This is a genomic window from Streptomyces sp. NPDC031670, assembly GCF_055580545.1.
In genome coordinates, this window is record NZ_JBVILC010000009.1 from 24,380 (window position 1) to 46,600 (window position 22,221).

20 protein-coding genes are annotated in these 22,221 nt (G+C 72.6%); 8 read left to right on the plus strand and 12 right to left on the minus strand.

What is annotated here, in order from left to right; translation table 11 throughout:
- Positions 1-140: 140 nt before the first annotated feature.
- Positions 141-434, plus strand: a complete 294-nt coding sequence (locus ACZ5ID_RS18395; RefSeq protein WP_468898784.1) for a hypothetical protein — start codon at positions 141-143, stop codon at positions 432-434.
- Between the two features lie 40 nt (positions 435-474).
- Here ACZ5ID_RS18395 and ACZ5ID_RS18400 read toward each other — a convergent pair whose 3' ends face one another.
- Both ACZ5ID_RS18400 and ACZ5ID_RS18405 read right to left on the minus strand, forming a co-directional pair.
- On the minus strand, positions 475-1,452 hold the full coding sequence (locus tag ACZ5ID_RS18400) for a trypsin-like serine peptidase (RefSeq protein WP_468898786.1): 978 nt from the start codon (positions 1,450-1,452) through the stop codon (positions 475-477).
- Positions 1,453-1,548: 96 nt separating this feature from the next.
- Positions 1,549-2,304, minus strand: coding sequence for a tyrosine-protein phosphatase (locus ACZ5ID_RS18405; protein WP_468898789.1), 756 nt, complete (start codon positions 2,302-2,304; stop codon positions 1,549-1,551).
- A 109-nt stretch (positions 2,305-2,413) separates the two neighbouring features.
- Between ACZ5ID_RS18405 and ACZ5ID_RS18410 the strand changes: the two genes are divergently transcribed.
- On the plus strand, positions 2,414-3,403 hold the full coding sequence (locus ACZ5ID_RS18410; protein WP_468898792.1) for a hypothetical protein: 990 nt from the start codon (positions 2,414-2,416) through the stop codon (positions 3,401-3,403).
- Between the two features lie 43 nt (positions 3,404-3,446).
- Here the strand turns inward: ACZ5ID_RS18410 and ACZ5ID_RS18415 are convergent, their stop codons facing one another.
- Positions 3,447-4,931 carry an MFS transporter gene (locus ACZ5ID_RS18415; RefSeq protein WP_468898795.1) on the minus strand — a complete coding sequence of 495 codons (1,485 nt, stop codon included), beginning with the start codon at positions 4,929-4,931 and terminating at the stop codon, positions 3,447-3,449.
- A gap of 230 nt (positions 4,932-5,161) precedes the next feature.
- Here ACZ5ID_RS18415 and ACZ5ID_RS18420 point away from each other — a divergent pair, with 230 nt between their 5' ends.
- Both ACZ5ID_RS18420 and ACZ5ID_RS18425 read left to right on the plus strand, forming a co-directional pair.
- Positions 5,162-5,875, plus strand: a complete 714-nt coding sequence (locus tag ACZ5ID_RS18420) for a TetR/AcrR family transcriptional regulator (protein ID WP_468898798.1) — start codon at positions 5,162-5,164, stop codon at positions 5,873-5,875.
- Positions 5,876-6,097: 222 nt separating this feature from the next.
- A complete protein-coding gene (locus ACZ5ID_RS18425) occupies positions 6,098-7,210 on the plus strand; it encodes a sugar ABC transporter substrate-binding protein (protein ID WP_468898800.1) in 1,113 nt (370 codons plus the stop codon).
- A 73-nt stretch (positions 7,211-7,283) separates the two neighbouring features.
- Here the strand turns inward: ACZ5ID_RS18425 and ACZ5ID_RS18430 are convergent, their stop codons facing one another.
- Entirely contained in the window at positions 7,284-7,766 is a 483-nt protein-coding gene (locus ACZ5ID_RS18430) for a MarR family winged helix-turn-helix transcriptional regulator (RefSeq protein ID WP_468898802.1), read from the minus strand.
- A gap of 115 nt (positions 7,767-7,881) precedes the next feature.
- Between ACZ5ID_RS18430 and ACZ5ID_RS18435 the strand changes: the two genes are divergently transcribed.
- Positions 7,882-8,292: an organic hydroperoxide resistance protein gene (locus tag ACZ5ID_RS18435; protein WP_467880978.1), complete on the plus strand. Its 411-nt coding sequence runs from the start codon at positions 7,882-7,884 to the stop codon at positions 8,290-8,292.
- Positions 8,293-8,421: 129 nt separating this feature from the next.
- On the opposite strand, the gene ACZ5ID_RS18440 is transcribed toward ACZ5ID_RS18435, so the two are convergent.
- Positions 8,422-8,823 (minus strand): nuclear transport factor 2 family protein, encoded by a 402-nt coding sequence (locus tag ACZ5ID_RS18440; RefSeq protein ID WP_468898806.1) that lies wholly within the window; start codon positions 8,821-8,823, stop codon positions 8,422-8,424.
- Positions 8,824-9,167: 344 nt separating this feature from the next.
- On the opposite strand from ACZ5ID_RS18440, the gene ACZ5ID_RS18445 reads away from it, so the two are divergent.
- Positions 9,168-10,802, plus strand: coding sequence for a M4 family metallopeptidase (locus ACZ5ID_RS18445; RefSeq protein WP_468898809.1), 1,635 nt, complete (start codon positions 9,168-9,170; stop codon positions 10,800-10,802).
- A gap of 65 nt (positions 10,803-10,867) precedes the next feature.
- On the opposite strand, the gene ACZ5ID_RS18450 is transcribed toward ACZ5ID_RS18445, so the two are convergent.
- A complete protein-coding gene (locus tag ACZ5ID_RS18450; protein ID WP_468898812.1) occupies positions 10,868-11,059 on the minus strand; it encodes a hypothetical protein in 192 nt (63 codons plus the stop codon).
- Positions 11,060-11,508: 449 nt separating this feature from the next.
- On the opposite strand from ACZ5ID_RS18450, the gene ACZ5ID_RS18455 reads away from it, so the two are divergent.
- Positions 11,509-12,519 (plus strand): isopenicillin N synthase family dioxygenase, encoded by a 1,011-nt coding sequence (locus ACZ5ID_RS18455; RefSeq protein WP_468898815.1) that lies wholly within the window; start codon positions 11,509-11,511, stop codon positions 12,517-12,519.
- 296 nt (positions 12,520-12,815) lie between these two features.
- Here ACZ5ID_RS18455 and ACZ5ID_RS18460 read toward each other — a convergent pair whose 3' ends face one another.
- The 6 genes from ACZ5ID_RS18460 to ACZ5ID_RS18485 all read right to left on the minus strand — a co-directional run bounded on the left by ACZ5ID_RS18460 (position 12,816) and on the right by ACZ5ID_RS18485 (position 19,469).
- On the minus strand, positions 12,816-13,502 hold the full coding sequence (locus tag ACZ5ID_RS18460; RefSeq protein ID WP_468898818.1) for a hypothetical protein: 687 nt from the start codon (positions 13,500-13,502) through the stop codon (positions 12,816-12,818).
- Positions 13,503-13,648: 146 nt separating this feature from the next.
- Complete coding sequence (gene rbsD, locus ACZ5ID_RS18465) at positions 13,649-14,038, minus strand: D-ribose pyranase (protein WP_468898820.1); 390 nt, start codon at positions 14,036-14,038, stop codon at positions 13,649-13,651.
- Positions 14,035-14,940: a ribokinase gene (locus ACZ5ID_RS18470; protein WP_406552401.1), complete on the minus strand. Its 906-nt coding sequence runs from the start codon at positions 14,938-14,940 to the stop codon at positions 14,035-14,037. The genes rbsD and ACZ5ID_RS18470 overlap by 4 nt, the downstream gene beginning before the upstream one ends.
- 38 nt (positions 14,941-14,978) lie before the next feature.
- On the minus strand, positions 14,979-16,928 hold the full coding sequence (locus tag ACZ5ID_RS18475) for an ABC transporter permease/substrate-binding protein (RefSeq protein ID WP_468898824.1): 1,950 nt from the start codon (positions 16,926-16,928) through the stop codon (positions 14,979-14,981).
- Entirely contained in the window at positions 16,918-18,456 is a 1,539-nt protein-coding gene (locus ACZ5ID_RS18480) for a sugar ABC transporter ATP-binding protein (protein ID WP_468898826.1), read from the minus strand. The genes ACZ5ID_RS18475 and ACZ5ID_RS18480 overlap by 11 nt, the downstream gene beginning before the upstream one ends.
- The gene (locus tag ACZ5ID_RS18485) at positions 18,453-19,469 is read right to left on the minus strand and encodes a LacI family DNA-binding transcriptional regulator (RefSeq protein ID WP_468898829.1); all 1,017 of its coding nucleotides are present in this window, start codon (positions 19,467-19,469) and stop codon (positions 18,453-18,455) included. Before ACZ5ID_RS18485 ends, ACZ5ID_RS18480 begins: the two co-directional genes overlap by 4 nt.
- Positions 19,470-19,829: 360 nt before the next feature.
- Here ACZ5ID_RS18485 and ACZ5ID_RS18490 point away from each other — a divergent pair, with 360 nt between their 5' ends.
- Positions 19,830-22,034, plus strand: a complete 2,205-nt coding sequence (locus ACZ5ID_RS18490; protein ID WP_468898832.1) for a WD40/YVTN/BNR-like repeat-containing protein — start codon at positions 19,830-19,832, stop codon at positions 22,032-22,034.
- Positions 22,035-22,221: the final 187 nt, after the last annotated feature.

The window sequence follows — 22,221 nt, forward strand, 5'->3', positions numbered from 1 at the left end:
CCGCCTCCCTTTCGCGCCGGTGTGCGCGATGTCCCGCGTTGTGATATCGCCGGTAAAGGGAGACGCTGGTGGTGTACGCGGCCGGGAGTCACCGGTGCGCCGCGAGTGAGCACCCACCCGGTCGGGAAGGGGTGAGTTTCGTGCGCATGCTGTTGATCGCCGAACTGGACACCGAGAAGGCGAACGAGGCCATCAGGAACGGCTCGCTCGGCAAGACGATGGAAGCCGCGCTGGAGGCAATCCGGCCCGAAGCCGCCTACTTCACGTCGCGCAACGGGCGCCGTACCGCCTTCGTCGTGTTCGACATGGAGGACTCGTCGCAGATCCCCAAGACCGCCGAACCGTTCTTCCTCGAAATGGGCGCGAAGGTCGAGTTCGCTCCGGTCATGAACCAGGACGATCTGCGCAAGGGCTTGCAGGCACTGGCCCACTGAACCCGTACGGCGGACTCCCGCTTTCGGGTGAGCACGGTGCTCAGGACGCGGGACCCGCCGGTGGGGCGCCACTGACCGCCGCGCGGTACAGGGCCCGGGTGGCATCGCCGAAGTAGGCGCTGTAGGACACCTGCGGGGTGTTGCCGCCGGTGTGGTAGCCGCCGATGACCCCGACCACGCCCCAGCCGTCCCACCCCGGCACCAGCATCGGGCCGCCGCTGGTCCCGCCCACGAACGCGTCGCAGGCGATGCGTTCGAAGGTGCCGGGGTCGGCGGGGTCGTCACTGGCCCACCTGGTGGTGCGGCTCCAGCACTCCAGCGGTTTCTGCGCGTTGCCCGGATAGCCGATCATGCGTACCGGGAGGTGGTGGTAGCCGGTGCCGGTGAGCAGGCGCACTCCGCCCACCGCGTCCTGGAGCCGGGTGCCGTCCTGGTTGGGCGCGGTGCGCGCGAAACCGAAGTCGTACGCGGATCCGGCGTGCTCGCCCAAGTCGTAGTACTGCTGCGACACATAGACGCCGTCGGTCACCACGGGGAAGACACCGAACGGCTTGAGCCCGTCGTGGTACTGCGGCACGAACGCCAGCCGGCGCCGGGGCGCGGGACCCGCGTAGCCCTTCAGGCAGTGCCCGGCGCTCAGCACCAGGTCGCGGCCGGGGCTGCGGACCACCGAGCCGCTACAGGTGCGGCCGGTGCCGTTGGCGTCGGTCCAGAAGAACGTACCCGCCTGGGGGATGCCGTCGAAGCTCCGGCTGGGCGGGATGTGCTCGCCGGGCCGGGGCCCGTCCTCGGTGGGCGAGGCAGGCGCCCCGGCCCCGAAGCCCTTCGCCGCCTCGGCGGGCAGCGCGGACGCCATCCTCGCCGGACTCCAGTAGGCGTCGAGAGCGGCGGCCTCCGGGTTCGCCCGGGCGGGGCCGCCGGTGTCGTCGGCGGCGGCGGCCGGGGCGAGCCCCGCGCCGATCAGCAGGGCGGTCGCGAGCGCGGCGGTGTGCCGGATGATCCTGGTCCTACGCACCATCAGTTCCCCTCCGGGCGGACACACATGACGACCCACCATAGGCGCGGCGCGGTGCGGGCAGAAGTGTCCCGCCGGGGCCGTCGGCGGGCGCGCCGGTCAGGGGGCGGCGACGGGCTCGTCCGCGCGTTCCAGCAGCCCGGCCCGGAGGGATTCGACCAACCGCTCGTCGGCGCCGAGCAGTTCGCGCGCGTACGTGTGCACCGACCCGTGCCGCGCGGTGAGGCCGGCGAGGAAGAGGCGCATGATCTCGGCGGGGGCGCGGCCGTAGCCCGGCCAGGTGATCTCGCGGCCGGGGTTGGCATCCCGCCAGTCGGCGATCAGCCGCTCGGTGGCGAGCCCGGTGAGGGTGAAGTCCTCGATCACGACGTCCTCGGGGACGCCGAGCAGGATGAGCACGAGCGCGGCGAGCAGACCGGTGCGGTCCTTGCCCGAGGCGCAGTGGAAGACGAGCGGCCCGCTGTCGGGCGCGGCGATGACCCGCAGCGCCGCGCGCAGCTCCTCCACTCCGTCATGGGCGACCTCCAGGAAGCGGTCGGCGAGGAACGGGCCGGTCTGCACGTCCGCGCCGAGACTCGCCTGATCGTACGGACGGTGCTCGATGCTGAGGTTGTGGTACGCCAGCGAAGTGTGCTCGGGGACACGGCCCTTGCCCGCGATCTCCCACGGGTAGCGCAGGTCGATGACCGTCCGCACACCGAGGCCCAGGAAGCGGTCCCAGTCCTCGCCCTGGAGTTTGCCCAGGGAGTCGGAGCGGTACAGCCGCCCCCAGCGCACGGCCGAGCCGTCTTCGGTGCGATAGCCGCCCAGGTCACGGAAGTTGTGCAGCCGCTCGAACGCGAGGTGTCTGTTCACAGGGCGCACCCTACGGCCGTGGCGGCGGTCCCGGCCGTGGTGTGGATCACTCCGGCGCCGCCGCGAACCGGGTGGTGGGGTGGCGCACCGGGTTGAGATCCTCTCGGCCATGGCCGAATGGGCAACCTTCGCCGTCGTTCCCGACAGCGGCGACCACGAGCGGTACGAGCTGTACGAGTCCCGTTTCGGGGCCGCCGGGCTCGATCTTGACCTGCTGGCGGGCCCCGGTGTCGTGCTGCCGTTCCTGCGCGGCCACCATCCGGCGCGCCACGGCTGGCGCGACGACGTGCACTGCCAGGGCGCGGTCCTGGTCGACCCGCACCGCCGGGTGCTGCTGCTCTTCGTCCGGGACGGGCCGACCACCTGTCTGCGCCACCGGGCCGCCGCCCTGGAGCTGCTGCGCCACGCCTGGCCGGGCTGGCAGGTGCGCTGGACCTACGACGGCCCGGCGGAGCTGCGCGCCTATCTGGGTCTGGACCCGGACGCGGTACGCGACCCGGGGCGCGAGGTGCGTGCGGGCGCGCCGCTCGCCCCGGGCGACGAGGAGCCGGCCGGGGACGATCCGCTCGCCACGGTGGTCACCGTGGGCACCGGCCGCTGCCATCTGCTCGCCGCCACCGGGGACCATCCGGTGGCCGAGGGACCCGCTCTTCTCGAACGCCTCGCACCGGCGCCCGGCCACGACGGCTGCCGACTCGCCGTGCTCGCCGGGCTGCATGTCGATCCGGTGCGCCGCCGGGTGGGCTGGTGGCTGCTCGGCGCTCAGGCGGGGGCCTACGGGATGGAGTCGCGCTGGCCGGGCTGGACGGTGGAGTTCTGGCAGGACCGGTGGCAGGAGCAGACACGGGCCGCGGGCGGCCTGTTCGCCCCGCCGCCGGTCGAGCGCCGCCGGGCCCTCGTCGATGTACGGGACGAGGCACGCGAGCATTGGGCGGGCCGGGGGGACGCGGCGTCGCGCGGACCGGCGCGGACCCTCGACCCGGGTCCCGTGTCCGGCAGCGGGAGCGCCTTTCTGCCGGACGTCCCGGCCGATCTGGCTTCCGCGGCCCTGCTCTCGGTCGACTCGGCCTGGCGGCGGGCCGTCAGCGAGGGGAGGTGAGGGGCACGGCGCGAGCGGCCGTGTGCCGGTGGGCACGCGGCGGTCAGGTCGGCTGTGGCCGGCTCTCGCGGGCACCGGCCCGTAGATCACCGAGGGCGAGGAGCAGCGCGCCGAGCACGAAGGCGAGCGACACCAGCAGCCCGTGGTCGTACGCCGCGGCCCAGCCGTCGTCCGCCAGCCGCGCGAAGAAGACCGCGCCCACGGCGGCGATCCCGACGGCCGAGCCGACGCGCTGGCCGGTCTGGAGGGTGCCGCCCGCGCTGCCCGCCGAGCGGACCGGGACCCGGGAGAGCGCCAGGGTCTGGTTGGGGGCGATGACCAGACCGCTGCCCAGCCCCGCGAGCAGCAGCGGGCCCGTCATCGCCCACGCGGCCGACCTGCCCGGCGCCAGGTGGACGGCGAGCGCGGTGGCCCCGAGCCCCGTGGCCACCATGACCAGGCCCACCGTGACCAGCCGGCGCCCGAAGCGGGTGACGAGGCGCCCGCCGATGGTGGCGGCGACACCGGAGCCCACCGCGAACGGGGTGATGGCCAGCCCCGCGAGCAGCGCGCTCAGATGCAGTCCCGCCTGGAGGTACAGGGCGCTGATGAAGAAGATCGAGGTGAAGCCGCCGAAGTAGAGAAGGATCAGGGCACAGCCCAGCCAGTAGCCGCGCTCGTGGAAGAGGGCGAGGTCGACGACCGGGGACGCGCCGCGCGCGCTCTGGCGCCGCTCCCATGCCACGAACGCCGTGAGCAGAGCGGCGGACAGGACCAGGAGCAGCCACTTCTGGGGGCCGTGCCACTGCTGCGCCTGGACGAACGGCAGGAGCAGCGCCAGGACTCCGGTGCCGAGCAGCAGCACACCGACCGGATCGAGCGCGCGCAGCGGGATGCGGCGGGCGGACGGGGTGTCGGGGAGCAGTCGTCGGGCCAGCACCAGACAGACGATCCCGAGGGGCACGTTGACGTAGAACACCCAGCGCCAGCCCTCCTGCGGGCCCGCCGCGTGGATGAGCAGCCCGCCGAGGAGCGGGCCAACGGCCGTGGACATACCGATGACGCTGCCGAGCATCCCGAAGGCACGGCCGCGTTCGGCGCCGGTGAACATCTGCTGGATGAGGGCCGAGATCTGCGGCGAGATCAGCCCCGCGGCCAGTCCCTGGAGGGCGCGGGCCGCCACCAGCCAGAGGCTGGACTGCGCCGCCCCGCAGGCCGCCGAGGCGAGCACGAACAGGGCGAGTCCGGTCATGAACACCACGCGCCGGCCCCGGGCGTCGCCGATCCGCCCGGCGGGGATGAGGAAGAGGCCGAAGGCGAGCGCGTACCCGGACAGGACCCACTGGAGGTCGGCCTCCGGTGCGTCCAGCGCCGTCCGGATCGACGGCAGGGCCACATTGACGATCGACACGTCGAGCAGCGTCATGAACCCCGCCACCAGGCACACCGCGAGCGCCCGCCAGCGGCCCCGGTCGGAGAGGGGCTCGGCGGCGGCCGTACCGGCACGCCCCGGCCCGCCGTCGCGACCGGCCTCGGAATGCGGAGCCACCAGCGGCCTTCTTTCTCACGCGGTCGGTGCGGATCGGTACACATCGGTACGCATCCGCATGATGGCCCAGGAGACGCTTCGCCCGCGCCCTCCCGCGCCGGGTCCACCCCCGTGAGGACTCGTAGCCATTGCGAAGCGCAGTCACGAGAGGATCATGGGGACAGGGAGCGACGCGAGGCACCGCGTCCGCCGCCGCGCCGCGTGCGACACCGGTGGGCGCAGGAGGAGCCATGACCGCCGAGGTGAAGAGCCCCCGGGCCCGCTACCGGGAGCAGACCCGCGCCGAGATCAAGGCGGCGGCGCTGGACCAGCTGGCCGAGGGCGGCGCCCAGGCCGTGGCGCTGACCCGGATCGCCAAGGACATGGGGCTCTCCGGGCCGGCTCTCTACCGCTACTTCGACGGCCGCGACGAGCTGCTGGACGAGCTGATGCGGGACGCCTACGACGATCTGGCGCATGCCGTGACGCACGCCCGGGGGTTCGGTGCGCGCGATGCCCGTTCCGTGCTGCACACCCTCGCCGACGCCTTCCTCGACTGGGCCGCCGCGCAGCCGCACCGCTATCTGCTGATCCAGGGGACTCCGGTGCCGGGCCACACGGCCCCGCCAAGGACGCTGGAGCGCGCGCGGGCCGCGCTGGGCCCGTTCCTGACCGTCTTCGCCTCCGGTGACCCGAGCGAGGCGTTCCGCCCGACGGTCGAGGAGATGGCGCTCTGGGTACGGGAGGACGCGTCGCTGGCCGCGTGGGTCGCGGAGCACACGGGGCTCTCCGCCTACGACGCGCGGGCCGGTACGGCGCTGGCGGGCGCGGTGCTCGCCTGGTCGCAACTGCACGGCACGGTCAGCCTCGCGGTGTCGGGCCAGTACGGCGGGATCGGCCCGAGGACCCGGACCCTGCTCCTGGCTCAGGCCGACGCGCTGGCGGACGCGTTCCGGCTGGCGTGACCCGCGTCGGGGCGGGGGCCGAGGACGGCGGCTGGGCGGGGACGCGAGGGCCTCCGGCTCAACCTCCCGCCCGTGGCCCAGAGTTGTTGCTTCTTCGACTAATCAACGGAAAGACTCATTGCGGTCTCGTTCACCCTCAACTCCTTGACGCCCCATGCGCCTCCCAGTTGACTTCCAGCCACCTCGGCCGCGAGGACGCGGCCATGTCAGGGAGGTCTCTCGATGAACACCCGTACGCGTCGCGCCGCCGTGTCCGTGACCGCCACCGCGATGGCCGTCTCTCTCGCCGCCTGCGGAAGCGCCAAGGAGTCCGGGGACACCGCCAGGGAGTCCGGGGCCAGGAAGGGCGGCGCCATAAAGATCGGCCTCCTGCTCCCGGAGAACCAGACCGCGCGTTACGAGAAGTTCGACAAGCCGCTCATCGAGAAGATGGTCAAGGACCTCACGGCGGGCAAGGGGCAGGTCGTCTACGCCAACGCCAAGCAGGACGCCACGATCCAGGCGCAGCAGGTCGACACGATGATCACCAACAAGGTCGACGCGCTGATCGTGGACGCGGTGGACTCCAAGGCGATCGCGGGCGCGGTGAAGAAGGCCAAGGACCAGGGCATCCCGGTCGTCGCCTTCGACCGTCTGGCCGAGGGGCCGATCGACGCGTACACCTCGTTCGACAACGAGCAGGTCGGTCATGTGCAGGGCAAGGCCCTGGTCGACGCGCTGGGCGCGAAGGCCAAGGACGGCCAGATCGTCATGATGAACGGCGCGATCACCGACCCCAACGCCGCCCTGTTCAAGAAGGGCGCGCACGCCGAGCTCGACGGCAAGGTGAACATCGGCAAGGAGTACGACACCAAGGAGTGGAAGCCGGAGAACGCCAACGCCAACATGGAGGGCGCGATCTCGGCCCTGGGCAAGGACAAGATCATCGGTGTCTACTCCGCCAACGACGGCATGGCGGGCGGCATCATCACGGCCCTGAAGGCCGCCGGTCTCGCCAAGCTCCCCCCGGTCACCGGCCAGGACGCCGAACTCGCGGGCGTGCAGCGCATCGTCATGGGCGAGCAGTTCATGAGCGTCTACAAGCCGTACGTCCAGGAAGGCCCCGTAGCCGCCCAGATGGCCGTCGCCCTGGCCAAGGGCCAGCCGCTGACCATGATCACCAAGACCACGGTCGACTCCCCCACGAAGCAGGCCATCCCCTCCGTGATCATTCCGATCGCCTCCCTCACCAGAGCCAACATCAAGGAGACGGTCATCCGCGACGGGGTCTACTCGAAGTCCGAGATCTGCACGGCCAACGTCAAGGACGCCTGCGACGCGATCGGCCTGAAGTAGCCGCACCCCGCAGAGGGAGCAACCGGGTTCGCCGCAGCCCCGGGTCCGCAGTGACCGCAGGGGCCCGGCGGCCTCAGTGCGCCCGGTCCAGCGAGTCCGTGATCCGCCCCAGGAGCTGCTGGAGGGCAAGGACCTCCTCGACCGAGAGACCCGTCGCCGAGAGGATCCTCAGGGGGACGGGCAGGGCACGTTCGCGCAGGTCGGAACCTTCCTCGGTGAGGCGGACCGTCACCGAGCGCTCGTCCTCGGCGCTGCGCTCACGGGTGACCAGGCCCGCCGTCTCCAGCCGCTTGAGAAGGGGCGAGAGCGTGCCGGAGTCGAGCCGCAGCCGTTCGCCGATGACCTTGACGGGCTGCGCGCCGTGCTCCCACAGCACCAGCATCGCCAGGTACTGCGGATAGGTCAGGCCCAGATCCTTGAGCGCGTCCCGGTAGACGCCGCCGAAGGCGCGTGACGCGGCGTGCAGGGAGAAGCAGACCTGGTGGTCGAGGCGGAGGAGGTCCACGTCGGACGGCAGGGGCGGGTGCGACGCGGCGGGGGTCGACGAGGAGCTCATGTCACCAGAGTAGCTCGTCGGACGCCATTGAGTTGCGCACAATTTAGTTGTGTGCAACTCTTTGGGCAGAGGAGAGCGGCAGCCGCTCACCACCGGACGGAAGACGAGGCATCCCATGGACGCGCTGTACACCGCCGCCGCCACCGCCAACGGGCGCGAGGGCCGGGCCGTGAGCTCGGACGGCCGGCTCGACCTGCCGCTGGCCATGCCCCCGGCGCTGGGCGGGAACGGCGAGGGCACCAACCCCGAGCAGCTCTTCGCCGCCGGGTACGCGGCCTGCTTCGCCAGCGCCATGGGAGCCGTCGGCCGTGAGATGAAGCTCGACACCAAGGACGTCTCCGTCACCGCCGAGGTCTCCATAGGCAAGGACGACACCGGCTTCGGCCTCGCGGTGGTCATGCGCGTCGAGCTGCCGGACGAGCTCGGCGGCGAGACCGGGCGCCGGCTGGTGGAGGCGACCCACGCCTTCTGCCCGTACTCCAAGGCGACGCGCGGCAACATCGAGGTCGAGCTCGTCATCGAGTAGCCGACGACGAAGGGGCGACGGTCATCCGTCGCCACCGGACGAGCCCGGGCCCGCGAGGATCTCCTCGCGGGCCCGGGCTCATGTCGTACGCCGTCCGAACGCGTCCATACGGCCCCGACCCCCCGGGGGTCAGCCCGAGTTCACCGCCTCCTCGCGGATGCGGTCGAACTGCGCCCCCATCGCCTCCGACAGCGCCCGAGCCCCCGACAGCGGGCGGACCATGACGGTGAAGTCGTCGATGAGACCGTCCTCGTCGAAGTGGAGGAAGTCGCAGCCGTTGACCTCCAGATCGCCGACCTTGGCCGTGAAGACCAGCGCCTGGTCGCGCCCGTCGGCGCCGACGATCTCCCGTACATAACGGAAGTCGGTGAAGACCCGGCTCACGCCCCGCAGGATCGCCGCGGTGATCGCCCTGCCCGGGTAGGGCTTGAACGCCACCGGGCTGGTGAACACCACGTCCCGCGCGAGCAGTTCCTCGATCGCGGCATGGTCACCGGACTCGACGGCCTCGCGGAAGGCATTCGTCGCCATCGGCCACCCCTTCTCCATACTCAATTTGTTTAATAGGTGCCGCCGACAGTAGCCACCCGCCCGGCACCCGGTCCAGACCCCCGCCGGTCCCTTCACATCCCCCGGGGTCACTTTCCGGCCACAACGGAACGTGACAGCCGGTTCACAGCTTGACGTGCGACGACCTGGGGCACCCGAAATCCCTTGACCGGAAAGCCACTTCCCGACCCGTCCCGGGCCACAGCCCCTCGGTTGCTTTCCGGTCATTCTGTTGACACCTCAATGACATGTACGCGTCCCTCCTGCAACGCTGTGCTCGCACGTGGCACCCGCACCCCCCACCCCTCCAAGAAAGGGACGCTCGCGTGACCTCTCGTATAACGCGTTCTACGCGCGTCTTCGGCCCCGTCGCCGCCGCCGCACTGCTCGCCGCCGGCCTGACCGGCCTGGCCTCCGGATCCGCCGGCGCCTCCCCCACAGCCGACGGCCCGTCCGCGCAGCCGCTCCGCCTCTCCGCCTCCCAGCGGGCCGAGCTGATCCGCGAGGCGAACACCACCACCGCCAGGACCGCCAATGAACTGGGCCTCGGCGCCCAGGAGAAGCTGATCGTCCGCGATGTGGTCAAGGACGCCGACGGCACCGTCCACACTCGCTACGAGCGCACCTACGCCGGACTGCCCGTCCTCGGCGGCGACCTCGTCGTGCACGAGACCAAGGCGGGCAAGTCGGCGGGTGTTTCCCGGGCGACCAGAGCCACCATCAAGGTCTCCTCCACCACCCCCGCCCTCGGCACGGCCGCCGTCCAGCAGAAGGCGCTCACCGCCGCCAAGGGCGCGGGCGCCGCGAAGGCCACGGCCGACCAGGCGCCGCGCAAGGTGATCTGGGCGGCGAGCGGCAAGCCGGTGCTCGCCTACGAGACGGTCGTCGGCGGCCTCCAGGACGACGGCACCCCCAGCCAGCTGCACGTCGTCACCGACGCCACGACCGGCGAGAAGCTCTCGCAGTGGCAGGCCGTCAAGACCGGTACGGGCAACAGCGAGTACAGCGGCAAGGTGACCCTCGGGACCACCAAGTCCGGCTCGACGTACCAGCTCAGCGACTCCGCCCGGGGCGCCCACAAGACCTACAACCTCGCCCACAAGACCTCGGGCAAGGGCACGCTCCTCACCGACACGGACGACGTGTGGGGCAACGGGCTGGCCTCCAACGCCCAGACCGCGGCCGTCGACGCGCACTACGGCGCCGCTGTCACCTGGGACTTCTACAAGAACGTGCTGGGCCGCAACGGCATCAAGAACGACGGTGTGGCCTCCTACAGCCGGGTCCACTACGGCAACGCCTACGTCAACGCGTTCTGGGACGACGGCTGCTTCTGCATGACGTACGGCGACGGGGCCGGCAACAACGACCCGCTGACCTCCCTGGACGTCGCCGGGCACGAGATGTCGCACGGTCTGACGGCGGCCACCGCCAACCTCCAGTACAGCGGTGAGTCCGGCGGCCTCAACGAGGCGACCTCGGACATCTTCGGCACCTCGGTGGAGTTCTACGCCAAGAACGCCACCGACGTCGGTGACTACCTCATCGGCGAGAAGATCGACATCAACGGCGACGGCACCCCGCTGCGCTACATGGACAAGCCGAGCAAGGACGGCGGCTCCAAGGACGCCTGGTCCTCCGGCATCGGCAACCTCGACGTGCACTACTCGTCGGGCCCGGCCAACCACTTCTTCTACCTGCTCTCGGAGGGCAGCGGCGCCAAGACCATCAACGGCGTCAGCTACAACTCGCCCACCTCGAACGGCTCCACGGTCACCGGCATCGGCCGCGACAAGGCCGTGCAGATCTGGTACAAGGCACTCACCACGTACATGACCTCCACGACCAACTACGCGGGCGCCCGCACCGCCACGCTCAACGCGGCGAGCGCGCTCTACGGCGCGAGCAGCGCCGAGTACAAGGCCGTGAACGCGGCCTGGGCCGCGGTCAGCGTCAGCTGACCCCGGCACCCGGACAGAAGAGGCGGGCGCTCACCCCGAAGGGGGCGGGCGCCCGCCTCGCCGTGTCAGAGGCCCGCACCGCGCATCGGCGCACCGCCGAAGAGGCTGCCGAGCACCTGGCCCGCGAACTGAAGCCCCGCCTGCTCCCGGGGCGTCAGGTCGTTGGGCCCGTCGGTGGGGAGGGCGGTCGCGGTGCCCGCAGTGAGGCAGACCGCGGCGGAGAGGCTGGCGAGGACGACGGCGAGGCGACGGAGCATGGGGGTTCCTTGGCTGGTGGACGAGCCGGGGTGCGGCTGGACGCCTACGACTCTCGCCAATCCGCGACGCCCGACGCGGGAGGCGGGGCTGCGGGGTGCCCCGATCGGCTGAGCGGACCCCACCCATGGCGCGGGGGTGTGGGGAAGATCTCCTCCGCGACCGGGCGCCGCGGGCGTACCCTCATGGCATGACTCTTCTGGTGATGCGACGACACGTGGACTACGTGCGCGTCACCAGCATGAGCTGTCGCCCGCAGGACTGACCCTCGCGGCCTTCGAGGCCATGGCCCGGCCCGGCTCTTCGCCCGCCCCGGCCCCTGCCCTTCGCCCACGGTCCTGTCGCGGTCCCCCGGTTCCGGCGCACCCATACGCCCTTCCGTCCCGGCCGTCCTCCCGCCAACCCCGGGAACAGGACCTCCGTACATCCCGGAACGGAAACGGAACCGCTCATGTCCAGCATCACCCTGCTTCCCACCTCCCTGCCCGTGGTCGACCTCTCGCGGGCGGACGACCCGGCCACGCGTGACGCCTTCCGCGAGGGGCTGCACCGAGCGGCTCGCGACACCGGGTTCTTCCATCTCACCGGGCATGGCGTCGACCCCGCCGAGTTCACCCGCATACTCCGGCTGACCAGGGAGTTCTTCGCGCTGCCGGAGGCCGATCGGCTCGCCCTGAGCAATCTGCGCTCGCCGCACTTCCGCGGCTACACGCGCATCGGCCACGAGCTGACCGGCGGGCGTTCGGACTGGCGCGACCAACTGGACGTCGGGGCCGAGCGGCCGGTGCCGGTGGTGGGCCCGGACGACCCTGCGTACCGCTGGCTGGAGGGGCCGAACCAGTGGCCCGAGGCGCTGCCGGAGCTGCGTACGGTCGTCCTCGACTGGCAGGACCGGCTGGCGGCCGTCGCGCACCGGTTGCTCCAGGAGCTGCTGGCCTCGATCGGCGCCCCGGCGGACTTCTTCGACGCGGCCTTCGCGGAGCGACCGCATCTGCACACCAAGCTGATCCGCTACCCCGGCAGCGCGCCGGAGGGCGACGGCCAGGGCGTCGGCGCCCACAAGGACTACGGCTTCCTCACCCTGCTGCTCCAGGACTCGGTGGGCGGGCTCCAAGTCCGGCTCGGGGACGGCTTCGTGGACGTGCCGCCGCTGCCCGGCGCCTTCGTCGTCAACCTCGGTGAACTCCTGGAGATCGCGACCGAGGGCTATCTCTCCGCGACCGACCACCGGGTGGTGTCGCCGCCCGGAGCGGTGGAGCGGTACTCGGTGCCGTTCTTCTACAACCCGCGTCTGGACGCCCGCGTGGAGACGGTTCCCGGCGACTATCTGGCGCACGCGCCGGGAGTGGCGCACAGCGCGGACAACCCGCTGCACGCCGAGTACGGCCGCAACGAGCTCAAGGGGTGGCTGCGCGCCCATCCGCAGGTGGCGCGGCTGCACCACCCGGAGCTCGTGGGCTGAGCGCCGGCGCGTTTCGGGGCGCCGTCCTCCCGCGGTCGGCGGCGCCCCGGAGGGAACGGGGCCGTCTGCTCGGGGATAGACGGCCCGGCTCCGACTCCAGCTTGCGCCGTACTTCCGGGAAAAGCACGGGGTGTGCGACCACTTAAAGTGGCCAATTCGGCTGCGCCAGGGCGCTCTGTGGAGGCCGGGGCCGATGGGGCGGACGTGGTCACGTGGCGTAATCACATGGCCTTGTCAGGGTGACGGGGGTGCCGACGTCGGCCCCCAGGGTGTTCGGCACATCCTTCCGGTGTGCGTCAGCCGCCGACGAACTCCTCGGCCCCGTACCGCACTTCCGCCTTCTTCCAGTCGACGCCCAGCTCGGCCACGAACTTCCGGGCGAGCGGGAGGTCGGCGAGGGGGGCGATGAGGACGAGGCGGCCCTCCCGGGCGGTGACCGAGCCGCCGCCGAGTTCGTCACGGGCCTCGGGGTCCGCCAGGAGCGCGTCGTGGAGCGCGCGCGAGGTCACTCCGCTCGCCTCGATGTCCACCGCGTTGGTCTCGCGCGAGGTACGCGGGAGGTGGCGGAAGGTCAGCACGGACTCCTGCCGGTACTGCTTGCGGATGACGTCCGCGAGGTGGTGCAGCCCCGCCGCGCTCACGTGGTTGACGTCGAACTCGCGCGAGCGCTCGTACGTCGCCTGCTTGAGGCCGGAGGACCAGAAGACGCCGTCGAGCAGCGTCGAGCGCCCCGCCCGCGCGCCCTGGGCGCGGATGATCTTCCGGACCTCGCGGTCGAAGCGCACCAGCCGCGTCCTGAGGCGGGGGTCGGCGGGGTCGGTGATGGTGGCGGTGTTGTCCGTGGCGAAGATCTCGGCCGTCGCCGTGGTGTGTCCCGTCCCGCCCGGGGACGGGGCCGAGGCCGTCGCCGTGCCCGCGCCCGCGCCCGCCACGGCGAAGGTCAGCGCGCCGATCGCCGCGAGGGTGCCCACCCGTCGTTCCATGCCCGCCACTCCCTGGCCCGTGGCCCCCGTGGGCCGTGCGGTGCTGCGCCGGCCGGCGCGTCGGGGATCACGGTAGGGGGCGCGAGGGGGCGCTTTCCGCGACATGTCCACGTATGGCCGATATCCGATGCCGGCGCCGCGTCCTGCTAGAAGAACACCCCGCACCTCAGCAGCACGTTCGCGTACGGCCGCGCCTCGCCCGTCCGTACGACCAGCCGCGCCCCCGCCGACAGCGCCTTCAGCTCGTCGTGCGCGACCAGGCCGAGGTGCGGGAGGCGGGCCGCCAGCAGCCGCGCGGCCGGCGGGTTCGCCTCGCGCACCTCCCGCGCGGCGGTCGCGCCCTCCACCACGAGTTCGGCGAGCAGGCCGTCGAGCACCTCCGCGAACGAGGGCACCCCGGCCCGGAAGGCCAGGTCGACCACGCGCGGGCCGGCCGGGATGGGCATGCCGGCGTCGCAGACGAGGACCCCGTCCCCGTGGCCCAACTCGGCCAGCGCGCCCGACAGATGACGGTTGAGGATGCCGCCCTTCTTCACCGGGCGAAGACCTCGTCGGCGGTGGGGAAGGACTCCTGCGCCCCCTGGCGGGTGACGGCGGCGGCGCCGACCCGGGCGGCGAACGCGGCGGCGTCCGCGAGGCTCTCGCGCAGGCTCAGCCGCCAGGCGAGCGCGGCGGTGAAGGCGTCGCCCGCGCCCGTCGTGTCCACCGCCTCGACCCGTGGGCTCTCCACCCGCACGAACGAGCTCGTACTGCCGGCCGCGACCAGGGCGCCCGCCGCGCCCAGCGTGATCACCACCGAGCGCGGTCCGCGCAGCAGCAGGGTTCGCGCCCAGTCCTCGGGCGCCGGGCCCGCCGAGGCGCCCAGCAGGAACCGGGCCTCGTGCTCGTTGACGATCAGCGGGTCGCAGGCGGCGAGCACCTCGGCCGGAAGCGGCCCGGCCGGTGAGGGGTTGAGGACGAAGCGGCTGTCGAAGGCGAGGCTGCGGACGGTCTCGACCACCGTCTCCAGCGGGATCTCCAACTGCGCCGAGACCACCCGCGAAGCCTGGAAGAGGCTGGCGGCGGCGCGTACGTCCTGCGGGGTCAGCCGGGCGTTGGCGCCGGGCGAGACCACGATGCTGTTGTCCCCCGAGGGGTCCACCGTGATCAGCGCCACCCCGGTGGGCGCCCCGCCGACCAGCAGGCCGACGGTGTCGACGCCGGCCGCCCGCTGGGAGTCGAGCAGCAGCCGCCCGTAGCCGTCGTCCCCGACCCGGGCGAGCAGCGCGGTGCGCGCTCCGAGGCGGGCGGCGGCCACCGCCTGGTTGGCGCCCTTGCCGCCCGGGTGGACCACCAGGTCCGAGCCGAGGACCGTCTCGCCGGGCCCGGGGCGCCGGTCGACGCCGATGACGAGGTCGGCGTTGGCGGACCCGACGACCAGGAGGTCGTAGTCGTACATCCCTGTCCTGCTTTCGCTGAGTGGCGGACCGGCGTCCGTCATGAGAAGTCGGCGACGTTCTGCCGGGTGACGACCTTGACCGGCACCTTCACGGCACTCTCGACCGTGTCGCCGTTCGCGGCCCGCACGGCGTTGCGCACCGCGATGCGGCCGAGTTCGGCGGGCTGCTGCGCGACCGTCGCGTACAGCGTGCCCGCTGCGACCGCCTTCAGGCCATCGGGGGTGCCGTCGAAGCCGACGACGGCGACGGAGGTGCCGGCCCGGTCGCCCAGCGCCTTGACCGCGCCGAGCGCCATCTCGTCGTTCTCGGCGAAGACCCCGGTGACCCCGGCGTGGGACTGGAGCAGATTGGTCATCACGTCCAGGCCCTTGGCGCGGTCGAAGTCGGCGGGTTGGCGGGCGACGACCGTGATGCCGGGGTAGGCCTTGATGCCCTCCGCGAAGCCCTGGCCGCGCTCGCGGCTGGCGGAGGTGCCCGCGGTGCCCTGGAGAACGACGATCCGGCCCTTGCCGCCGAGTCTGTCGGCGAGGGTCCTGGCGGCGAGCCTGCCACCGGCGACGTTGTCGGAGGCGACCAGGGTCGCGGTGTCGGCCTTGTTGACGCCGCGGTCGGCGGCGACCACCGGGATGTCCGCCTTGTTGGCGCCGCGCACCGAGGGTCCGACGGCGTCCGAGTCGACCGGGTTGACGATGATCGACTTCACCCCGGCGCCGGTGAAGTTCTGGATCTGGTTGGCCTGTTGGGAGGCGTCGTTCTGGGCGTCGGTGACGGTCAGGTCGATCCCCGCCGCCTTCGCCTCCGCCCTGGCCCCGGCCTCCATCTGCACGAAGAAGGGGTTGTTGAGGGTGGAGAGCGACATGCCCACCTTGGTGGACGAGCCGGAGGAGCCGGTGTCGACGAACGACAGGGCGCCCAGGACGGCGGCCAGGGCGACGGCCGCGACCGCGAGCTTCGCCGCGCCCCGCCTGCCGCCGGACCCGGGCGCGCTCCCCGCGCCGGAGGCGGTCGTCGCCCCGGCGCGGCGGCGTGCCGTGTCGAGCAGCACCGCGAGCGCGATGACCACACCGATGACGACCTGCTGCCAGAAGGCCGACACCGACAGCAGGTTGAGGCCGTTGCGCAGCACGGCGAGGATCAGCGCGCCGATGAGGGTGCCGGACGCCTTGCCGACGCCGCCGGACAGGCTGGCGCCGCCGATGACGACGGCCGCGATCGCGTCAAGCTCGTACCCCTGGGCGGCCTGCGGCTGCGCCGAGACCAGCCGGGAGGCGAGGACGACGCCCGCGACGGCGGCGAACAGGCCCGAGAGCGCGTAGATGGCGATCTTCTGCCGCTGGACCCGCAGCCCCGAGAGCCGGGCCGCCTCCTCGTTGCCGCCGATGGCGTACATGGAGCGCCCGATGTACGTACGGGACAGGATCAGGGCGGTCAGCAGCCCCATCACCACCATCACGATCACCGGGACCGGCAGATGCCCGCCGAGGGTGTCGCCGACGCGGGAGACGGACTCGGGGAAGGCGATCGGGCTGCCCTGCGAGAGGACCAGGGACAGGCCCCGCCCGACGGAGAGCATGGCCAGGGTGGCGATGAACGGGGGGAGTTTGCCGTACGCGACGAGGGCGCCGTTGACGGCGCCGCAGGCCAGGCCGGTGCCGATGGCGAGGAGGACCGCCAGCCAGACCGGCAGGCCGTGTTCCGTCGCCGTCCAGGCGAGCACGGTGGCGCTGAGGGCGGCCACCGACCCGACGGAGAGGTCGATGCCGGCCGAGACGATGACGAAGGTGACGCCGAAGGCGAGGATCGCGGTGACGGCGGCCTGGACACCGACGTTGAGCAGGTTCTGCGTGGTCAGGAAGTCGCCGGAGAGCAGCGACATCGCCACCGCCAGGACCACCAGGGCGCTCAGCGCGCCGTTGTCGAGCAGCAGGCGGCGCACGGCGCGGGCGCCGCTCGCGCCCGTGGTGCTCCGGAGCGTTTCAGTGGCCACGGGGGCCCTCCTCTTCGTGCGGTGCCGGGGCGTTGGCGGGGGCCGCGCCGACGGCGAGTTCCATGACCGTCTCCTGGGTGGCCCGGGCGGCCGGGAGTTCCCCGGCGATCCGTCCCTGAGCCATCACCAGCACCCGGTCGCTCATGCCGAGCACCTCCGGCAGATCGCTGGAGATCATCAGGACGGCGTGCCCGGCGGCGGTCAGTTCGTTGATGAGCCGGTAAATCTCGACCTTGGCGCCGACGTCGATGCCCCGGGTCGGCTCGTCGAGGATGAGCACCCTGGTCTCGGCGAGGAGCCACTTGCCGATGACGACCTTCTGCTGGTTGCCGCCGGACAGGGTGCGCACCCGCTGGCCGGGACCGGCCATCCGTACGCCGAGGCGTTCGGCGATCCGTGCGGCGGCCGTGCGCTGGCCCTTGCGGTCCACGAGCCCGGCGCGGGTGGCCGAGCGCAGGGTGACCAGGCCGAGGTTCTCCTGTACGGAGGCGTCCAGGACGAGGCCCTGGCCCTTGCGGTCCTCGGGGACGAGACCGATCCCGGCGGCCATGGCCGCGTTCACGTCGTGCCGGGCGACGGGCGCGCCCAGCACCTCGACGGTTCCGCTGTCATAGCGGTCGGCGCCGAAGACGGCCCGGGCGACTTCGGTGCGGCCCGCGCCGACCAGCCCCGCCAGGCCGACGACCTCGCCGGCGCGCACCTCGAAGCCGACGTCGTGGAAGGCGCCGTCGCGGGTGAGTCCGCGCACCGAGAGCAACGGGGCGCCGACGTCGGGGCGTTCGCGCGGGTACTGCTGGTCGATATCGCGTCCCACCATCAGGCGGACGAGTTCGGCCTCGGGGGTGGAGGCCGGCACCTGGCCGACGCTCCTGCCGTCGCGCAGGACGGTGACGCGGTCGCCGAGCGCCGCGATCTCTTCCAGGTGGTGGGTGATGAAGACGACGCCCACCCCGTCCGCCCGCAGCGAGCGCACGATCGTGAAGAGCGTGTCGACCTCCTCGGAGGTGAGGACGGCGGTGGGCTCGTCCATGATCAGCACGCGCGCGTCCAGGCTGAGCGCCTTGGCGATCTCGACCATCTGGAGCCGGGCGATGCCCAGTTCACGTACGCGCGCGTGGGGCGGCACGTCCACGCCGACCCGCTCCAGGAGCACGGCGGCGTCCGCCTCCATCCGTCTGCGGTCGATCATGCCGAAGCGGCGCGGCTGACGGCCGAGGAAGATGTTCTCCGCCACCGAGAGGTCGGGGACGAGGGTGAACTCCTGGTGGATGGTGGCGATCCCGAGCCGTTCGGCGTCCTGTGCGCTCTGGACGCGCACCTCGCGTCCGTCGACGAGGACGCGACCACTGTCGGGGCGGTGGGCGCCGGAGAGCACCTTGATGAGGGTGCTCTTGCCCGCCCCGTTCTCACCGAGCAGGACGTGCACCTCGCCACGGCGCAGGGCGAAGTCGACGCCGTCGAGGGCGAGTACGCCGGGGAAGGCCTTGCGTATGCCCTCGACGCGCAGCAGATCGGCGGAACCGCTCACGGGGTGCTCCTCCGGGTGGGGGTGGTCTCGCCGCAGGAGCTGCGGACGACGAGGCGCGCGGGCAGGGTGACGGACTGCGGGGGCCGGCCCTCGATACGGTCGATGAGGGCGCGGACCGCGGCCCGGCCCAGGGCGCCGGTGGGCTGGGCGATCGCGGTGATCGGCGGATCGGTGTGGACGAACCAGGGGATGTCGTCGAAGGCGGCGAGCCCGATGTCGTGGGGCACGCGCAGGCCGTGCGCGCGGATGGCGTCGAGCGCCCCGAGCGCCATCAGGTTGTCGGCGGCGAAGACGACGTCGGGCGGCTCGGGGAGGGCGAGGAAGCGCTCGGTGCTGCGCCGGCCGCTGCCGGCCTGGAAGTCGCCGTGGCCGATGTAGGCGTCGGGCAGCGGGAGCCGGTGCTCGCGCAGGGCGTCGCGGAAGGCCTCGACGCGTTCGCTGCCGGTGGTGGTGGCGGCCGGGCCCGCGATGATGGCGAGCCTGCGGTGGCCCAGCGCGTGCAGATGGGCGACGAGGTCGCGGACGGCGGACCGGCCGTCGGCCCGCACGACGGGCACGTCCACGCCGGGGATCCAGCGGTCGACGAAGACCATCGGGGTGCCGGCGCGTGCCGCGTCCAGGATCTGCGGGGAGCCGCCGTCGGTGGGCGAGACGAGCAGTCCGTCGATCCTGCGGTCGAGGAGGGTGCGGACGTGGTGGTCCTGGAGCTCGGGCCGCTCGTCGGCGTTGCCGATGATGACGCTGTAGCCGAGCGTGCGGGCCTCCTCCTCGACGGAGCGGGCGAGTTCGGTGAAGTACGGGTTGAGTACGTCGCTGATGACCAGGCCCAGGGTGCGCGTCTGGTCGGTGCGCAGGGACCTCGCCACGGCGTTGGGCCGGTAGCCGAGCGCCTCGACGGCGGCGAGGACGCGGGTGCGCGCCTCGGGGCTGACGGACGGGTGGCTGTTGAGGACCCGGGAGACCGTGGCGACGGACACGCCCGCGCGGGCGGCCACATCCTTGATGCTCGCCATGCGCCGGACCACCTCCTTGTGCGTCCGTGGAATCGATTACACGGAGGATTGGAATCGATTACACGCCCCTCGGCAACCCCCTCCCCCGGCTCCGAGATCCGATCGTGATGAACGGCCGCCGCGGTGGACGGCCCGGCGGGACGTACCCGGCCGGGCCCGGCCCGCCCTCTTCCGCCGGGCCGCGCGGACCGCCCCGCGCGGCGCGTTCGTGTCGCTGTTGCGCCCCAACCACTGGTGCGGATGCGGCAGTTGATGAACACTCTCCTGCTGTCACGTGCCGGGAACGCTCTTCCACTCGTCGCGCGCCGGGCACACCGGCCGCGGAAGGAGCCGTCCATGCGTACAGGGAGATCGAGAGGCTTGCGCACGGCCGCGGTCGCCGTACTGGCCATCGCGGGACTGCTGGCACCGGGCGGCCTGGCCGCCGGAGCCGGAACCCAGGAGGAGGACGACGAGGGCGGCCCCGCCGCCCCCGCCGAGTACAGCTATCTGCAGAAGGCGGTACCGGGGCAGCCGCTGCCCCGGCACGCCTACGACACCGCCGCGGCGCAGGCCGCCGCGCTGCCCGCCACCGGCGGCACCTGGCAGTCCGTGGGGCCCACCAACATCGGCGGCCGGGTCGTCTCGCTCGCCCTCGACCCGCGGCGCGCCGACACGGTGTACGCGGCTGCCGCCAGCGGCGGGGTGTGGCGCTCAACCGACGCGGGCCGGACGTTCACCCCGGCCTGGCCCGAGCGCGGCACCCAGGCCATGGGCGCGCTCGCCGCGGCTCCCGACGGCACCCTCTACGCCGGGACCGGCGAGCCCAATCCGGGCGGCGGCAGCGTCACCTACGAGGGGACCGGGGTCTACCGCTCCACCGACCGGGGCCGCAGCTGGCAGCCGGCCGGGCTGCGGGACTCGGGGGCGGTCGGCGCGTTCGCGGTGGATCCGCGCAGGCCCCGCCGGGTGCTGGTCGCGGCCACCGGCTCGCTCTACAACCCGGGCGGCGACCGGGGCGTCTACCTCTCCGAGAACGCGGGCGGCTCCTGGCGCCGGGTGCTGGACGTGCCCAACGCCTTCACCGGCGCCGTCGACGTCCAGCGCGACCCGGTCAACCCCGACCGGGTGTACGCCGTGCTGTGGGACCACCGGCGCGAGCCGGACAGACGCACCTACGGCGGCGCGGGCTCCGGGGTCTACCGCTCCGACGACGGCGGCGCCCACTGGCGGCGTCTCGGCGGCGGGCTGCCCACGGCCGGCTCGGGCCGGATCGGCCTCGGTGTCGCCACCTCCGAGCCCGGCCGCCTCTACGCCCTCGTCGGCGCCACGGACGGCACCTTCGGCTCCTTCCTCACCTCGGCCGACGGCGGCGACAGCTGGACCGAGCTGCCCCGGAACGAGACCCTGGCCGGCTCCCAGTCCAGCTACTCCTGGTGGTTCGGCAAGGTGTGGGTCGACCCCGCCGACGCCCGCCACGTGCACGCGGCCGGGGTGGGCCTGCTCACCACCGGGGACGGGGGGACCACCTGGCGCGCCGAGGAGGACGCCGTCCACTCCGACCAGCACGCCATGCTCTGGGACCCGCGGACACCCGGCCGCGTCTACCTCGGCAACGACGGCGGCGTCTACCGCTCCGACGCACGCGGCGACGGCGGCTGGACCAAGGCGGCGTACGAGCCGTGGACCCAGCTCTACACCGTGGCGGCGACCCCGCAGGACCCGAGCCGGATCTCCGGCGGCGCCCAGGACAACGGCTCCATCCGCTCCTGGGGCGGCGACCGGTTCAACGAGTACCTGGGCGGCGACGGACTGCAGAACCTCATCGACCCGACCGACGTGAACCGGGTGTACGCCTGCTACCAGTACGGCAACTGCTTCCGCTCCACCGACGGCGGCGCCACGCTCACCGAGTACACCGACGCCACCACCGCCGACCGGCGCAACTGGCTCACCCCCGTCCAGTTCGACCCGGTGAACCCCGAGGTCCTCTACTACGGGGGCAACCGGCTGAACCGTTCCACCGACGGCGGCGCCACCTGGCAGCCCATCAGCCCCGACCTCACGGGCGGTCCCGGCCACGACTCCTACCCGTACGGCACGATCACCACGGTCGCCGCCGCGCGGGACGGGCGGACCGTCTGGGCGGGCACGGACGACGGCCGGGTGTGGGTGACGCGCGACCTCGGCGCCCACTGGACCGAGGTCCTCACCGGCCGGCCGTGGGTGACCCGGGTGACCGTGGACCCGGACGACCCGGCGACCGCGTACGTATCGCTGTCCGGGTACCGGTCGGGCTCGCCGCTGCCGCATGTGCTGCGGACCCGGGACGCGGGGGCGCACTGGAGCGATCTGTCCGGAAACCTTCCCCAGGCACCGGTGAACGACGTGGTGCTCGGTGGCCGGAACACCCTCTACGCCGCAACCGACCAGGGTGTCTTCGTCAGCGGCCGGGGCGGCTGGCGGCGGCTCGGCGGCGGGCTTCCGCTGGTGCCGGTGTCGGACATCACATACGACGCCGACCACCACCGCCTGGTGGCGGCCACCTTCGGGCGCGGCTTCTACAGCCTCCTTGTGCGCCCGTAGATCTGACGGCACATCAGGCCCCCGTCGGCACGTCCGGCGGGGGCCTTTCGCCGCCCGTGCGCGCCGCCGCCCGTGACGGCCGGTTCACATCGGTCCCCTTTGGCCACTGCACCGATGCGATCTCGCCATGTACCGTTCAAATACGCGTCGTCCGGCAGCCTCCCAACTGCCTTTCTACGCGCGCAGA

Excerpts from the sequence above, each read along its gene's own strand:
- ACZ5ID_RS18400 (WP_468898786.1), bottom strand. The coding sequence starts at position 1,452 with ATGGTGCGTAGGACCAGGATCATCCGGCACACCGCCGCGCTCGCGACC.
- ACZ5ID_RS18455 (WP_468898815.1), top strand. The coding sequence starts at position 11,509 with ATGTCCAGCATCACCCTGCTTCCCACCTCCCTGCCCGTGGTCGACCTC.
- ACZ5ID_RS18430 (WP_468898802.1), bottom strand. The coding sequence starts at position 7,766 with ATGAGCTCCTCGTCGACCCCCGCCGCGTCGCACCCGCCCCTGCCGTCC.
- ACZ5ID_RS18425 (WP_468898800.1), top strand. The coding sequence starts at position 6,098 with ATGAACACCCGTACGCGTCGCGCCGCCGTGTCCGTGACCGCCACCGCG.
- ACZ5ID_RS18410 (WP_468898792.1), top strand. The coding sequence starts at position 2,414 with ATGGCCGAATGGGCAACCTTCGCCGTCGTTCCCGACAGCGGCGACCAC.
- ACZ5ID_RS18460 (WP_468898818.1), bottom strand. The coding sequence starts at position 13,502 with ATGGAACGACGGGTGGGCACCCTCGCGGCGATCGGCGCGCTGACCTTC.
- ACZ5ID_RS18470 (WP_406552401.1), bottom strand. The coding sequence starts at position 14,940 with ATGTACGACTACGACCTCCTGGTCGTCGGGTCCGCCAACGCCGACCTC.
- ACZ5ID_RS18420 (WP_468898798.1), top strand. The coding sequence starts at position 5,162 with ATGACCGCCGAGGTGAAGAGCCCCCGGGCCCGCTACCGGGAGCAGACC.
- ACZ5ID_RS18450 (WP_468898812.1), bottom strand. The coding sequence starts at position 11,059 with ATGCTCCGTCGCCTCGCCGTCGTCCTCGCCAGCCTCTCCGCCGCGGTC.
- ACZ5ID_RS18435 (WP_467880978.1), top strand. The coding sequence starts at position 7,882 with ATGGACGCGCTGTACACCGCCGCCGCCACCGCCAACGGGCGCGAGGGC.
- ACZ5ID_RS18485 (WP_468898829.1), bottom strand. The coding sequence starts at position 19,469 with ATGGCGAGCATCAAGGATGTGGCCGCCCGCGCGGGCGTGTCCGTCGCC.
- ACZ5ID_RS18440 (WP_468898806.1), bottom strand. The coding sequence starts at position 8,823 with ATGGCGACGAATGCCTTCCGCGAGGCCGTCGAGTCCGGTGACCATGCC.